Source organism: Marinobacter sp. 1-3A (assembly GCF_016597775.1).
Classification (GTDB): Bacteria; Pseudomonadota; Gammaproteobacteria; order Pseudomonadales; family Oleiphilaceae; genus Marinobacter; species Marinobacter xiaoshiensis.
On record NZ_VCGZ01000009.1, the window covers coordinates 106,098 to 121,806 of the forward strand.

The 15,709-nt window shown below is 53.5% G+C and carries 12 protein-coding genes; 11 read left to right on the top strand and 1 reads right to left on the bottom strand.

Annotated features, from left to right (window positions below; genetic code table 11):
• Positions 1–12 precede the first annotated feature (12 nt).
• Complete coding sequence (gene ggt, locus FE848_RS14285) at positions 13–1,791, bottom strand: gamma-glutamyltransferase (protein WP_200204348.1); 1,779 nt, start codon at positions 1,789–1,791, stop codon at positions 13–15.
• Between the two features lie 169 nt (positions 1,792–1,960).
• Between ggt and purU the strand changes: the two genes are divergently transcribed.
• The 11 genes from purU to lapB all read left to right on the top strand — a co-directional run bounded on the left by purU (position 1,961) and on the right by lapB (position 15,704).
• Positions 1,961–2,815, top strand: coding sequence for a formyltetrahydrofolate deformylase (purU, locus tag FE848_RS14290; protein ID WP_200204350.1), 855 nt, complete (start codon positions 1,961–1,963; stop codon positions 2,813–2,815).
• A gap of 126 nt (positions 2,816–2,941) precedes the next feature.
• Positions 2,942–5,590, top strand: a complete 2,649-nt coding sequence (gene gyrA, locus FE848_RS14295; protein ID WP_200204352.1) for a DNA gyrase subunit A — start codon at positions 2,942–2,944, stop codon at positions 5,588–5,590.
• Between the two features lie 50 nt (positions 5,591–5,640).
• Complete coding sequence (gene serC, locus FE848_RS14300; RefSeq protein WP_200204354.1) at positions 5,641–6,723, top strand: 3-phosphoserine/phosphohydroxythreonine transaminase; 1,083 nt, start codon at positions 5,641–5,643, stop codon at positions 6,721–6,723.
• Positions 6,724–6,725: 2 nt separating this feature from the next.
• Positions 6,726–7,823 carry a prephenate dehydratase gene (gene pheA, locus FE848_RS14305; protein WP_200204356.1) on the top strand — a complete coding sequence of 366 codons (1,098 nt, stop codon included), beginning with the start codon at positions 6,726–6,728 and terminating at the stop codon, positions 7,821–7,823.
• A 22-nt stretch (positions 7,824–7,845) separates the two neighbouring features.
• Entirely contained in the window at positions 7,846–8,970 is a 1,125-nt protein-coding gene (gene hisC / locus FE848_RS14310) for a histidinol-phosphate transaminase (protein ID WP_200204358.1), read from the top strand.
• 1 nt (position 8,971) lies between these two features.
• Positions 8,972–11,230 (top strand): bifunctional prephenate dehydrogenase/3-phosphoshikimate 1-carboxyvinyltransferase, encoded by a 2,259-nt coding sequence (locus FE848_RS14315; RefSeq protein ID WP_200204360.1) that lies wholly within the window; start codon positions 8,972–8,974, stop codon positions 11,228–11,230.
• On the top strand, positions 11,230–11,910 hold the full coding sequence (cmk, locus tag FE848_RS14320) for a (d)CMP kinase (protein ID WP_200204362.1): 681 nt from the start codon (positions 11,230–11,232) through the stop codon (positions 11,908–11,910). Before FE848_RS14315 ends, cmk begins: the two co-directional genes overlap by 1 nt.
• 130 nt (positions 11,911–12,040) lie before the next feature.
• Positions 12,041–13,735 (top strand): 30S ribosomal protein S1, encoded by a 1,695-nt coding sequence (rpsA, locus tag FE848_RS14325; RefSeq protein WP_200204364.1) that lies wholly within the window; start codon positions 12,041–12,043, stop codon positions 13,733–13,735.
• 133 nt (positions 13,736–13,868) lie between these two features.
• Positions 13,869–14,165: an integration host factor subunit beta gene (locus FE848_RS14330; protein WP_100640373.1), complete on the top strand. Its 297-nt coding sequence runs from the start codon at positions 13,869–13,871 to the stop codon at positions 14,163–14,165.
• Between the two features lie 67 nt (positions 14,166–14,232).
• On the top strand, positions 14,233–14,535 hold the full coding sequence (locus FE848_RS14335) for a LapA family protein (RefSeq protein WP_200204366.1): 303 nt from the start codon (positions 14,233–14,235) through the stop codon (positions 14,533–14,535).
• The gene (lapB, locus tag FE848_RS14340; protein ID WP_200204368.1) at positions 14,535–15,704 is read left to right on the top strand and encodes a lipopolysaccharide assembly protein LapB; all 1,170 of its coding nucleotides are present in this window, start codon (positions 14,535–14,537) and stop codon (positions 15,702–15,704) included. The genes FE848_RS14335 and lapB overlap by 1 nt, the downstream gene beginning before the upstream one ends.
• Positions 15,705–15,709 lie beyond the last annotated feature (5 nt).

The following is a 15,709-nucleotide window of genomic DNA, read 5'->3' on the forward strand; positions in this document are numbered from 1 at the left end:
TTGTCTATTGAGTTAGTAGCCCATGGCCGAAGACGTGCTGCGCCTCGGGTCTGCTCCGCCATATAGCGTGCCATCTTCTCCAATCATAATACTCTGAATGGCACCCATAGCCGAGTTGGTGACCACCTTGTGCCCCCGGCTTTCCAGCAGGCGTATAGTGTCCTTGCTGATACCTTGTTCAATGCGAATTTCATCCGGCAACCACTGGTGATGTATGCGTGGCGCGTTGACGGCGGTTTGTATATTCATGCCGTGGTCAATCACGTTCATGATCACTTGCAGGGTTGTAGTGATAATGCGCGAGCCGCCAGGGCTGCCGGTGACCAGAAAGTTGCGGTCACCTTTGCGCACAATGGTGGGCGACATGGAGCTGAGCATGCGCTTACCAGGCTCCACTTTGTTTGCTGCGCCGCCAATCAGGCCGTAGGCATTGGGCACGCCCGGCTTGGCGCTGAAATCGTCCATTTCATTGTTGAGCAGAAAGCCGGCACCTTGTACGGTGATGCCTGAGCCATAACTGAAGTTGATGGTGTAGGTGTTTGATACCGCATTGCCCCATTTATCTACAACCGAAAAATGCGTGGTTTCAGGGCTTTCGTAGCTTGCTGGTTGGCCGGGACGAACCTCACTCGCCGGGCGAGCCTTGTCCATCTTGATGCCTTGCCGCAATTCGTCGGCATAAGATTTACTGGTCAGTCCTTTCAGTGGCACGTCTACATAATCCGTATCGCCCAAATATTCAGAGCGGTCGGCATAGGCCAGCTTCATGGCTTCGGTCATATAGTGAATCGTATCCGCCGAGTTGTGGCCCAGCTCTGAGATAGGGAAGCCTTCAAGAACATTCAGTATCTGCACAATGTGAGCGCCTCCAGAGGAGGGCGGTGACATGGAGTAGATATCGTAGCCCCGGTAGTTTCCATGCACAGGGGCGCGCACAGCCGGCTGATAGTTTTCAAGATCCTGTCGGGTAATGAGGCCGCCGTGCCTTTCCATTTCTTCAACAATCAGCCGTGCAGTTTCCCCTTCGTAAAAACCTTTCACGCCATCATCTGCAATACGCTGCAGGGTGTCTGCTAGTTCCGGTTGACGAAAACGCTCGCCGGCTTGCCAGGCGGAGCCGTCTTCCTTGTAAAAAGTTGCCTGGGTTGCGGGCCAGCGCTGAAGCCGCTCGCGGGCTTGTTCAAGACCTTCGCTGAAGCGCTTAGGAACAATAAAACCCTCCCGGGCAAGTTTGATTGCCGGTGCCAGTGCCTGCTTCAGGGATATAGTGCCGTGGCGTTCCAATGCCAGGGCAAAGCCGGCAACGGTGCCGGGGACACCCGCAGCCAGATGGGTAAACCGGCTGCGATCCTTGACCACTTCTCCGGATTCATCCTGATACATGGTTTCAGTGGCGCCTGAGGGCGCTTTTTCCCGGTAATCTATGGCTTCCGGTTCAGAGCCATCGCCTTTTGAGATCAACATGAAACCACCACCACCGATGTTTCCGGATCTTGGCTGGGTGACGGCCAAGGCAAAACCGGCAGTTACAGCGGCATCCACAGCGTTGCCGCCGTTTTTCAGTACGTCCAGAGCTACCTCTGTAGCCAGGGTGTGGCTGGATGCCACCATGCCGTTAGACGCGCTGGCGGGGTAAAAGCGCTCGCCCTCCAGAATGGCCTGGCTGAAAACCGGTGATGCCAGAGTTGCAAGGTATACAGTCAGGCTTGTCATCAGGGTGAGTGCGCGTAGCCTGCCTGAGGGTACAGTGAGTCGGGCTTTTCGAATTTGCTGGTGCGGGCCTCTGTCCATGTCTCCATTCCTCGTTTCTGATGTTCAGATAGGCTATAATAGCCCGTCATTTTATAGGGTGCGTACCGGCTAACCCTGGTTTCTGTTCGGGTTCCTGTTCGGGCTGCCGTTTCCGGCAAGAGTTTTCGTCGCATCCGCTTTCCCGTTTGTCAGTTAAGGAAAGGCTTTCATGGAGCATACCTACCGTCTTGTGATTTCCTGCCCCGATGGGGTTGGAATTGTCGCCAAGGTGAGTAATTTTCTGTCCACTTATAATGGCTGGATAACCGAAGCAAGCCACCACTCCGATACCCATAGTGGTTGGTTTTTCATGCGTCACGAAATCAAAGCTGAGTCTATCCCGTTTGGCCTTGAGCAGTTCCGTGCGGCATTTGCGCCGATTGCCCGGGAATTCAACATGAATTGGCATATCGCCGATTCGGCCCAGCCCAAAAAAGTGGTTCTGATGTGCAGCAAGGAGTCCCACTGCGTGGCTGACCTCCTGTACCGCTGGCACAGCAATGAAATCAACGCTGAAATTGTTGCTGTTATCTCCAATCATGATGATTTGCGTAGCATGGTGGAGTGGCATGGTATTCCATACCACCATATTCCGGTGAGCAAGGCTAATCGTGAAGAAGCGTTTGCCCAGGTCGACGAGCTTTTTGAGGGCTACAAAGCCGATGTGGTGGTGCTTGCGCGCTACATGCAGATTTTGCCTGCCGAGCTTTGTGCAAAGTACTCAGGCAAGGTGATCAATATTCATCACAGCTTTCTGCCGTCCTTTGCCGGGGCACGTCCCTATCACCAGGCATACAGCCGCGGCGTGAAGCTGATCGGCGCTACCTGCCATTACGTGACTCAGGACCTTGATGAAGGGCCGATTATTGAGCAGGACGTTATTCGCATCAATCACAGTGACACCATCGAAGACATGGTGCGTCTGGGTAAGGATGTAGAGAAAAATGTTCTCGCACGGGGATTGCGCTCTCATATCGAAGATCGCGTGATTACCCACGAAAACAAGACGGTAGTATTTGATTAAGGCTGACGCACAGTTGCCCCCAGCAGGGTGCGACTGTGGTAGAGTTGGCGGTTTGACGAAGAATAATTATGGGGCCGGGAAGCGGCCCTGAAACGACTTCCAGATAACGCAAAGGAACCTTTCTCGATGGGTGAATTAGCCAAAGAGATCCTGCCGGTCAATATTGAAGACGAACTGAAGCAGTCTTACCTCGATTACGCCATGAGCGTAATTGTCGGGCGAGCACTTCCTGACGTGCGGGATGGCCTCAAGCCGGTTCACCGTCGTGTTCTGTTCGCTATGTCCGAACTGAACAACGACTGGAACAAGGCCTACAAGAAGTCTGCCCGTGTGGTGGGTGATGTTATTGGTAAATACCACCCGCATGGTGACATTGCTGTTTACGACACCATCGTTCGTATGGCCCAGCCTTTCTCTCTGCGGTATCCGCTGGTAGATGGCCAGGGCAACTTTGGTTCTATCGACGGTGATAACGCGGCAGCCATGCGTTACACCGAAATCCGCATGAAAAAAATTGCACACTCGTTGCTGGCGGATCTCGAGAAAGAAACCGTAGATTTTGTTGATAACTACGACGGCACAGAGCGCATTCCTGAAGTTATGCCTACCCGGGTTCCTAACCTGCTGGTGAACGGCTCTTCCGGTATCGCTGTAGGCATGGCGACCAATATTCCGCCCCACAACCTGACCGAAGTGGTTAATGGTTGTTTGGCGCTGATTGATAATCCGGATCTCACCTGCGATGAACTGATGGAGTTCATTCCGGGTCCGGATTTCCCGACAGAAGGTATCATCAACGGCCGTGCCGGCATTGTTGAAGCCTATCGTACCGGTCGTGGCCGCATCTACATTCGCGCCCGCCACGAAATCGAAACCGATAAGAAAACCAATCGTGACGCCATTATTATCACCGAGCTGCCGTATCAGCTGAACAAAGCTCGCCTGATCGAAAAGATCGCTGAGCTGGTGAAGGAAAAGCGGCTGGAAGGCATCACCGAGCTGCGGGATGAGTCCAACAAGGAAGGTATTCGGATCTTTATAGAGCTGCGCCGTGGTGAAAACCCGGAGGTTGTGGTCAACAACCTGTTCAAGCACACCCAGCTGCAGACGGTATTCGGTATCAACATGGTTGCGCTGATCAACGGCGAGCCAAGAATACTTAACCTTAAAGAAATGCTGGATGCGTTCGTGCGCCACCGCCGTGAAGTGGTCACTCGCCGTACTATCTTTGAGCTGCGTAAAGCCCGTGAGCGTGGCCACATACTTGAAGGCCTGACTGTTGCGCTGGCCAACATCGATGAGATGATCGAGCTAATCAAGGCCTCCCCAAGCTCTGTGGAAGCCAAGGAAAAGCTGATGGCCCGTGGCTGGGCGCCAGGTGATGTAATGGCGATGCTTGAGCGTGCTGGCGAAGATGCCTGCCGCCCGGACGATCTGCCAGAAATCTATGGCCTGCGCGATGGCCTGTACTTTATGTCTCCGGAACAGACCCAGGCTATCCTGGATATGCGTCTGCACCGCCTGACGGGGCTGGAAACTGAAAAGCTCCAGAACGAGTACAAGGAAATCCTGGAAAAAATTGCTGGCTTGCTTGAGATTCTGGCTGACCCTGATCGTTTGATGCAGGTTATCCGTGAAGAGCTGGAAGCCGTAGTAGAAGAGTTTGGTGATGAGCGTCGCACTGAGATAACTAGCTCACAGCGTGACCTCACAATCGCCGACCTGATTGATGAAGAAGAGCTGGTTGTAACTATCTCCCATAGTGGTTACGCGAAGACTCAAGCAGTTGAAGATTACCAGGCTCAGCGCCGTGGTGGCCGTGGTAAGGCTGCGACCTCCATGAAAGACGAAGATTTCGTTGAAAAGCTTCTGGTGGCCAACTCCCACGATACCATTCTGTGCTTCTCAAACCGGGGCAAGGTGTACTGGTTGCGAGTGTTCGAGATTCCTCGTGCCAGCCGTGCGTCTCGTGGCCGGCCGATGGTGAACATTCTGCCGTTGGATGAGGGTGAGCGTATCACCACATTCCTGCCGGTGCGTGATTACCCCGAGAACCAGTTTGTCCTTATGGCAACGTCTGCCGGCGTGGTCAAGAAGACGGCTCTGCCCAACTTCTCACGCCCACGCAGCAGTGGCCTGATTGCCTTGTCTCTGGATGAAGGCGATACATTGATCGGCGCGGCAATAACCGAGGGCGATGCGGAAATCATGCTGTTTTCTTCAGCTGGCAAGGCGGTTCGCTTTAATGAAGAAGCCGTTCGTCCGCTGAGCAGAACAGCCCGTGGTGTGCGCGGTATCAGAATGCCAGAAGGCCACCAGGTGGTCTCCCTGATCATTCCACAGGAAGGCGGCGTTATTCTGACCGCGAGTGAGAATGGTTATGGCAAGCGCACTGCACTTGAAGAGTTCCCAACCTACGGCCGTGGCAGTCAGGGCGTTATTGCCATGCAGTGCTCCGAGCGTAACGGCAACCTGGTAACGGCACTGCAGCTGTTCGAAGGCGACGAAATGATGCTGATTTCCGACAAGGGCACGCTGGTTCGTACCCGTACGGATGAAGTATCGGTTCTCAGTCGGAACACTCAGGGTGTACGTCTGATCAGATTGAGCCAGGAAGACGAGCGCCTGGTCGGTGTGGAGCGGATAGCTGAAACCGACGATGACGACATCGAAGATGCTGATGTAGATGTTGAAGATACAGATATCGAAGGCGAAGACGTTTCAACCAACGAAAGCGAAACTAACAGTCCGGAACAGGATGCTGGTGAGGAATAAGCCAGCACTGCCGAACACCGAATCCGCAAGACGTGAGAGACCACAGGAACATGAGCAGGGCGTATAACTTTTGTGCAGGTCCGGCAACCTTGCCGGAAAGTGTGCTGGCACAGGCACGGGATGAAATGCTGGACTGGCGTGGCACAGGCATGTCCGTAATGGAGATGAGCCACCGTAGTGATGCGTTCGTTGAGATCGCCGAAACTGCTGAGCGAGACTTGCGTGAATTGGCTGGTGTATCAGATGATTACGCCGTACTTTTCATGCAGGGTGGAGCATCAAGCCAGTTCTCCACGATTCCTCTGAACCTGCTTGGTGACAAAACGTCTGCGGATTATGTAAATACTGGAATCTGGTCGAAAAAGGCCATTGATGAAGCCAGACGCTACGCCGGTGTGAATGTGGTTGCGAGCTCGGAAGAGGGCGGCTTCGTCAGCATTCCTGATCAAGCAACATGGCAGACCAGTGCTGATGCCGCTTATCTGCATTACACCCCCAACGAAACCATCGGTGGTCTGGAGTTTGATTTTGTCCCCGACAGCGCCAATGTGCCGCTGGTAGCGGACATGTCTTCTACCATGCTTTCGCGCCCGGTAGATGTTTCAAAGTTTGGTCTTATCTACGCAGGTGCCCAGAAAAACATAGGCCCCTCCGGCCTGGTTGTTGTCATTATCCGGAAAGACCTCCTTGGCAAAGCCCGCAAGGACACGCCAACCATGATGAATTATCAGGTGATTGCGGATAACGGCTCCATGTACAACACGCCTGCAACATACTCCTGGTATCTTGCGGGGCTGGTTTTCAAGTGGTTGAAAGCCCAGGGCGGCGTAACTGCCATGGGCGAGACAAACCGCAGGAAAGCAGAAAAGCTGTACGGCTTTATTGATGCCAATGAGTTTTACGCCAACCCAATCGACCCACGCTTCCGTTCCTGGATGAACATTCCCTTCACCCTTCAGGATGACGCCCTCAACGGTGCTTTCCTTAAAGGAGCCGATGCGCGGGGCTTGTTGAATCTGGCAGGGCACCGCTCGGTGGGAGGTATGCGTGCCAGTATCTATAACGCCATGCCTGAAGCAGGCGTAGATGCCTTGATCCAGTACATGACTGAATTTGCGAAGGAGCGGGGCTGATCATGAGTGATGAGCAGACTCGCTTAGGAGAATTACGGGTAGAAATAGACAGCCTTGATCAGCAGATTATGGAGTTGATCAGTGCTCGTGCGAAATGCGCACAGGAAGTGGCCCATGTAAAAATGGATGCCAACCTTGGGGAGGATGTGTTTTTTTATCGCCCGGAGCGTGAAGCCCAGGTGCTGCGCCGTATCAAGGAGGCCAACCCCGGCCCATTGCCAGATGAAGAAATGGCGAGACTATTCCGGGAAATCATGTCGGCTTGCCTGGCGCTGGAAAAGCCCATGCATATTGCCTTTTTGGGTCCTATCGGCACTTTTACCCAAGCTGCAGCGCTCAAGCATTTCGGTCACTCAGTAGTGAGTGTGCCTTTGCCGGCGATTGATGCGGTTTTCCGCGAGGTAGAATCCGGAGCTGCTCATTATGGCGTTGTGCCAGTTGAGAACTCCACTGAAGGCATGATCAACCACACCCTTGATATGTTCATGACATCTCCGTTGAAAATTTGCGGTGAGGTGCAGTTGAGAATTCACCACCATCTGATGGTGTCGCCGGAATTCCGGGATCAGGAAATTACCCGCATATACTCCCATCAGCAGTCTTTTGCCCAGTGTCGCCAGTGGTTGGATACCCATCGCTACGGGATTGAACGGGTAACCGTTTCCAGCAATGCTGAGGCGGCTCGCCGTGCAGCCAAAGAGCCGGGTACAGCAGCAATTGCTGGCGATATGGCCGCAGAGCTCTATGGCCTGGAAAAACTGGCGAACAGCATTGAGGACCGGCCGGACAATACCACCCGGTTCCTGATTATTGGCCGCGAAGATGTCCCTGCTAGCGGGCACGACAAATCATCCATTCTTGTCTCCATGAGAAACAAGCCGGGCGCTTTGTATCAACTGCTTGAGCCGTTTCACAGTCATGGTATCAGCCTCACGCGGATTGAAACCCGGCCGTCACCAAGTGGCACATGGGCCTATGTGTTCTACATCGATTTTGAAGGCCACATGAGCGATGAGCAGGCTCGCAAAGTGCTTGCCGAGGTAGACGAAGAAGCCGTCGAGCTCAAGCGCCTGGGTTCCTATCCCATCGGTGTTCTTTAGTAGATAGTTTTAAGGAAGGTATATGGCCATCGATTATCAGAGCCTTGCGGTAAAAGGCGTTCAGGCTTTGTCTCCCTACCAGCCGGGCAAGCCAATCAGTGAGCTGGCCCGTGAGCTGGGGCTGGACCCGGCTGAAATTATCAAGCTTGCCAGTAATGAAAACCCTTTGGGCCCCAGTGAAAAAGCGATTTCAGCGGCTGAAAACGCGCTGAAGGAACTTTGCCTGTATCCCGATGGCAATGGGTTTGAGCTGAAGCAAAAGTTGTCTGCATATCTTGGTGTGAACTCGGACCAGATCACGCTTGGAAATGGCTCAAATGACGTGCTCGAAGTGATCGTACGTTGTTTTGCAGATACGGATTCCGAAATTATATTTTCCCAGTATGCGTTTGCCGTTTACCCAATTGCCACCCAAGCCGTTGGCGCCAAAGCGGTTGCGGTGCCCGCCAAAGACTGGGGTCACGACCTGGATGCCATGGCCTCGGCAGTCACAGAGCGCACTCGCCTGGTATTTGTAGCCAACCCGAACAACCCTACGGGTACCGTGCACGATTCAGACGCGATTGAAGCATTTTTGGGCAAAATTCCGGGCGATGTTCTGGTAGTCCTTGATGAGGCCTACTGCGAATACATGACCGGAGAGAAAGACCCGGATGGTGTTGCGCTACTAAGCCGTTTCCCCAATTTGATCGTGTGCCGTACCTTTTCCAAAGCCTGGGGCCTTGCTGCTCTGCGCGTTGGTTACAGCATCAGCTCACCGGCGATTGCCGATATCCTCAACCGCGTGCGCCAGCCTTTCAATGTAAACTCCACTGCTCTTGCGGCCGCCGCCGCGGTGCTGGAGGACACAGATTATCTGCAGCGCTCCCGCGCTGCCAACACCGCTGGCCTGAAGCAGTTGCAAGAAGCCTTCGATCAGATGGGTCTTCGGTATATTCCCTCATCGGGGAATTTTGTGGCCGTTGAAGTGGGGCCGCAAGCTATGGGGGTATATCAGGCATTACTGAGCCACGGCGTTATTGTGCGCCCTGTAACAGGCTACGGCATGCCCAATCATCTTCGGGTGTCCGTGGGGTTGCCTGAACAAAACGAACTATTTATCAACGCCCTCGCAAAAGCGTTGGCGGCAGCAGGGCAGGGAGCCTGAGGTGCCAGTACGCGAGCCGCTATTTCAGCGTGTAGCCATAATCGGGTTAGGCCTGATAGGTGGTTCGTTGGCGAGTGCCATCCGGAAAAACAACCTTGCTCGGGAAGTGGTTGGGGCGGATCAGCGCAAAGAGGATCTTCTGTTAGGTCAATCGCTGGGTGTAATTGACACGGTTGCGGAAACCACTTTAGAGGCAGTGCAGGGCGCAGACCTTATCGTACTGGCGGTGCCAGTGCAGGCGACCCGCAAGGTGTTAGAGGAGATACGCCCACACCTTGCAGCAGATGCCATTCTTACTGATGTGGGCAGTACCAAGTCTGGCTTTGTAAAAGATGTAGAGGCGGTATTTGGTGAGTTTTCGCCTCGCGTTATTCCCGGGCACCCGATTGCGGGATCAGAGCGAAGCGGCATTCGTGCGGCCAATCCGGATCTGTTCAGCAATCACAAGGTAATACTGACGCCTCCGGATAACGTCAGCGCCCCTCATCTGGAAAGGCTCCAGGCCTTGTGGGAAGCCTGCGGTGCCACTGTGCTCACCATGTCTGTGGCGTATCACGATGAAGTGTTGGCGGCGACGAGCCACTTGCCCCATCTGATTGCCTTCTCGCTGGTGGATACACTGGCTGGAGAAGACGAGAACATGGATATTTTCCGGTATGCTGCAGGCGGGTTCCGTGATTTTACCCGCATAGCCGCGAGTGATCCGGTTATGTGGCACGATATTTTTCTTTCCAACCGCGATGCCGTTCTCCGGGTTATTGACCACTTTACCCAGGATCTGGATCAGCTGCGCACAGCAATAGCGGATCAGGACGGCGCCACATTGCTGCGAGTGTTCGGCCGCGCCAAAGCAGCACGCGAACACTTTTCAAAAATGCTTTCAGGACAGGCTTACGTGACAAATAACAGTGAAAATCAGGTGACGTTCCGTCTTCAGCCCGGCGGCTCAGTAAATGGCGACATTCGGGTGCCCGGCGATAAATCCATTTCTCATCGCTCGATTATGCTCGGAGCGCTTGCAGAGGGCATAACTGAGGTAAAAGGTTTCCTCGAAGGAGAGGACAGTCTTGCAACGCTGCAGGCTTTCCGTGACATGGGTGTTGCCATCGAAGGGCCGGATAACGGCTTTGTGCGCATTCACGGCGTCGGAATGAACGGCTTGCAGGCGCCTCGTGGGCCAATATACCTCGGCAATTCAGGCACCGGCATGCGCTTGTTTGCGGGACTGTTGGCGGCGCAGCCATTTGCGTCCGAACTGACGGGTGATACCAGTCTTTCCGGACGGCCCATGAATCGTGTTGCCGATCCGTTAAGAGCCATGGGTGCTGTTATTGATACCGCCGAGGGCGGTCGCCCGCCTCTAAAAATTCACGGTACTCAGGATAAGAAGTTGACCGGTATTCATTACGATATGCCGGTTGCCAGTGCTCAGGTTAAATCCTGCCTGTTGCTTGCCGGCTTGTATGCCGATGGCACTACGTCTGTTACTGAGCCTGCACCAACGCGGGATCACACCGAGCGTATGCTGGCGGGCTTTGGCTACAAGGTAGAGCGTGAAGGTCCCACAGCCAGCGTTAAAGGTGGTGGCAAGCTGAAAGCCGGCGTGATTGATGTCCCGGCAGATATTTCATCAGCGGCCTTCTTTATGGTTGCCGCGAGCATTGCTCCGAATTCTGATCTGTTACTGCGCCATGTGGGCATGAACCCGACACGGGTAGGGGTAATTAATATTCTGCGCCAGATGGGTGCCAATATTGAAGTTATGGCCGAGCGTGAAATTGGTGGCGAGCCAGTGGCCGATTTGCGCGTTCGCTCAGCAGAGCTCAAAGGCATTGATATACCGGTAGACCAGGTGCCCCTGGCCATCGACGAATTCCCGGTGTTGTTTATTGCGGCTGTCTGCGCAACTGGCCGTACGGTTCTGACCGGCGCTGAGGAACTTCGGGTAAAGGAAAGTGATCGCATTCAGGTGATGGCTGATGGCCTTGCAACACTTGGGGTGGAAACCACGGTTACGGAAGATGGCATTATTATCGAGGGCGGGCAAACCATTAAAGGCGGCTCTGTTTACAGCCATGACGACCATCGCATTGCTATGTCTTTTGCAGTGGCCTCGTTGCGCGCCACCGAAGAGATCGAAATTAACGGCTGCGCGGTTGTGGCAACATCCTTCCCGGGCTTTGTGGAGCTTGCGAAGGAAACGGGTATCCAGATATCCGCCGAGGGGGCCGAAGGCGGCGCTGAACAGGGAGCACATTAATGTCGAAAGGCAAGGCACCAGTCATCGCAGTGGATGGCCCGGGCGGATCGGGTAAGGGCACAGTTACTCAAATGCTGGCCAAAAAACTGGGCTGGCATCTGCTCGACAGTGGCGCGCTATATCGGCTGACCGCGCTTGCTGCCATTCGCCAGAACGTGGCCCTGGATGATGAGGCACAACTGGTGCGCGTAGCGGCTTCGCTGGACGTTGCTTTCGAGCCCACCCCTGAAGGTGAGCCTGCGAAAGTGATTCTTGCAGGAGAGGATGTTACCTCGGAAATTCGTACCGAAACCTGCGGGGATAATGCATCGCGCATTGCTGTAATGCAGCCGGTTCGGGATGCACTTTTGCAGCGTCAGCGGGATTTTCAGCAAAGCCCCGGGCTGGTTGCTGACGGTCGCGACATGGGCACAGTGGTGTTCCCGGATGCCACCGTTAAAATTTTCCTGACGGCCAGCGCAGAGGAGCGCGCACGCCGGCGTTTCGGCCAGTTGAAGGCAGCGGGTGTCGATGTTAGTATTGACGCCCTTTTAGAGGAGATACGGGTTCGTGATGAACGGGATATGAACCGTTCCGCAGCCCCTCTCAAGCCCGCAGACGATGCGCAAGTCATTGATTCTACGGGGTTGAGTATACAGGAGGTGCTAGACAGGTGTATGGCCGCAGCAGGTCAGACCTGACTACACCTTTTTGTCGTTGAAATACCGGGAGCAGCGTAATCTGCCAGCCGCTGGCTGATTCCGGAATTTATTAACAGACCGTGTTGCTGGCGACACGGAGCATACTTGCATTGAACCTATAGGACTCATAATGAGCGAGAGCTTTGCGGATCTTTTTGAAGAAAGCCTAAAAGAAATTGACATGAAACCAGGTTCCATCGTCCAGGGAACCGTAGTTGATGTTGATAGCGACTGGGTCACAGTTAACGCCGGGCTGAAGTCCGAAGGTGTTATCCCCGCCTCCCAGTTCCTGAATGAAAAAGGCGAGTTGGAAGTAGCTATTGGCGACGTAGTCGACGTAGCACTGGATGCAGTGGAAGATGGTTTCGGTGAAACCCGTCTTTCCCGTGAAAAGGCCAAGCGTGCTGAATCCTGGAAGGTACTCGAGAAGTCCTTCGAAGCGGAAGAAGTCGTCAAAGGTATTATTAACGGCAAGGTTAAGGGTGGTTTCACCGTTGATCTGGCTGGTATTCGTGCGTTCCTGCCAGGTTCCCTGGTAGATGTTCGTCCGGTTCGCGACACTGCGCACCTGGAGAACAAGGAGCTCGAATTCAAAGTTATCAAGCTGGACCAGAAGCGTAACAACGTGGTTGTTTCTCGCCGCGCCGTTCTGGAAGCTGAAAACAGCGCCGAGCGTGAAGCTCTGCTCGAAACCCTGACAGAAGGTCTGTCAATTCAGGGTATCGTCAAGAACCTGACCGACTACGGCGCGTTCGTAGATCTGGGCGGTGTTGACGGCCTGTTGCACATTACCGATATGGCTTGGAAGCGCATCAAGCACCCGAGCGAAATCGTAAACGTTGGTGACGAGATCAACGTTAAAGTACTGAAGTTCGATCGTGAGCGTAACCGTGTATCTCTGGGTCTGAAGCAGCTGGGTGAAGATCCCTGGGTTGATATCAAAGGCCGTTACCCTGAAGGTACCAAGGTTACTGCACGTGTAACCAACCTGACCGATTACGGCTGCTTTGCCGAGCTGGAAGAGGGCGTTGAAGGTCTGGTTCACGTATCTGAAATGGATTGGACCAACAAGAACATCCACCCATCCAAAGTCGTTAATGTTGGCGACGAAGTGGGCGTGATGATTCTGGACATCGATGAAGAGCGTCGTCGTATCTCCCTGGGTATCAAGCAGTGCGTATCCAACCCATGGGAAGATTTCTCCGGCAACTTCAACAAGGGCGACCGCATCTCCGGTAAGATCAAGTCAATCACTGACTTCGGTATCTTCATCGGTCTGGACGGTGGCATCGATGGTCTGGTTCACCTGTCAGACATCAGCTGGAACGAAACAGGCGAAGAAGCCGTTCGTGAATACAAGAAGGGCGACGATGTTGACACCGTTATCCTGTCTGTAGATCCCGAGCGTGAGCGTATTTCCCTGGGTATCAAGCAACTCGAAAGCGATCCGTTCGCCGAGTTTGTTCAGCTGAACGATAAAGGCTCTATCGTCAAGGGCACTGTTTCCGCCATTGATGCCAAGCAAGCTACTATCGCTCTGAACGACGAAGTTGAAGCGATTCTGAAAGCTTCCGAAATCAGCCGTGACCGCGTTGAAGATGCGCGTAACGCTCTGAAGGAAGGCGAAGAAGTCGAAGCCAAGATCATCAGCATCGACCGCAAGAACCGCATCATCAACCTGTCTGTCAAGTCCAAGGACGTTGAAGACGACAAGCAGGCTATTGATACAGTGCGCAGCAAAACTGCAGAAACTTCCTCCGGTGCGACCACCATTGGTGATCTCATCAAGGAGCAAATGCAGCAGCAGAACGCCAACAAGGACTAATTATCCGGTTGGTAAGAAAAAAACGGGCTCTAAGAGCCCGTTTTTTTTGTGTTTTTTTCTGATTTAGCTAAACTGAGGGAGTGGGAATTCGGCAATCATTGGCCGAATAAATAAGAAAAGAGGGAAGTGCCTCATGACGAAGTCAGAACTGGTCGAATTAATTGCCTCGAAACAAACGCAGCTCTCGGTTAAAGATGTTGAGTTGGCGGTAAAAACAATTATTGAGCATATGTCCCAGTCGCTTGCTAACGGACAAAGAATCGAGATCCGGGGGTTTGGTAGCTTCTCCCTTCACCATCGCGCCGCCCGTACCGGTCGGAATCCGAAAACCGGAGAGGCTGTGCAGTTGCCAGCAAAGTATGTTCCTCACTTCAAGCCCGGCAAGGAACTTCGTGAGCAGGTGAATGACAGTTTGAAGCAGGGTTTTTAGGCTTTTCATCTCTGAATTGAAACACCTATAATTCGGACACTTATCAGCGTTTGGGAGAGCTAAAGCTATGGCAGGATTACAGAAGATCCTTTTGATTCTGTTGGTACTGGTCCTGGTATTGCTGGCGCTTGTGTTCTCCCTGAATAACCAGATGGCGGTTGCTCTTAACTTTCTGGTATTTGAGACCAAGCCCCATGGTGTCGCCGTCTGGATTATCATGTCGTTTGTTATCGGTGCGCTGGTTGGAATACTGATCACCATTCTCGCCACATTCCGCACATCGATTTCCCGCAAGACTCTTCAGAAACGACTTGGTCGCGCCGAACAGGCATTGGAAAAATCCAAGGCCCAGAACGACCAGGCTATTTAATGGACATAGTGTTTCAGTGGCTACTGTTGACTGTTGCAGTTGCCGTTGGCTGGTTTGTTGGCCGGCTGGGTAATGGTCGTAGCCGGGCCCGAACAAAGATTGCCGATGAAGACTCTGTCAAAGATCGGTTGCAGTTTCTATTCACGAATTATTCAGATCAAGCCGTCGATAATTTTGTGCAATCGTTGGCTGTAAACAAGGATACCGTAAGTCTCCACCTCTCTATTGGCAGGCACTTTCGCAACAAAGGCGAAACGGATCGAGCCATTCTCGTGCACCAGAATTTGCTCGCAAGGCCTGAACTGCACCCCCGGTTCTCCCCCCAGGTAACGCTTGAGCTTGCAATGGATTTCCTGAATGCCGGCTTGTTGGACCGAGCTGAAGCGCTATTGCAGCAGTTGATGGGAGATCGGGAGTACGGCCGAAAAGCTGCACAGCAACTCATCGAGCTTTATCAGCAAGAGCGGGAGTGGGGCAAGGCTGCAGATGTAGCTCGAGCCCTGACCAAAAATGATGCAGATCCCGGGATGTTCAAGGACCTTGCTTATCTTACCTGTGAGTTGGCGGAAAAGGCCCTTGTGAAGGATGACCGCTGGGGCGCTCAGAAGCTTGCCAAAGAGGCGCTGGATTACGACCGCTCCTGTGTTCGCGCTACATTGATTTTGATGAAGATTCTGATCCGGCAGGGCAGCTATCGAGATGCGGGGAATCAGGGGTTGAAAGTCTTTGATCAAAACCCGGATTTTGGGCCAGAAGCCATTGATCGCCTTATGAAACTTGAACACGAGCATGGAGATATTGGCAGGCTGGTCAAAAAATTACGTAAATTATACGAGGCCTACCCGAGTACCAGCTTGCTATTGGCTCTGGTAGAGTCGGTAGAGCGAGTTGCAGGCCGCCCTGCCGCAATCGAGCTGCTGCGCATGGAACTGGAAATACGCCCGAGCATGAGAGGTCTGTTACGGCTTGTTGAGATGGCAGGCTATGAAAAGGGTATGACCACTGACGAAGGGCGCCTCGTTAGTCGTATCGGTCTCATGATTCTTGCCAACAGGCCGGTTTACCGTTGTGTAAGCTGCGGCTTCTCGGGGCAGCAGCTGCACTGGCTGTGCCCCAGCTGTAAACAATGGGAGACAGTTCGTCCCATACAGGGCGTTGAGGCTGAGTAGCTTTG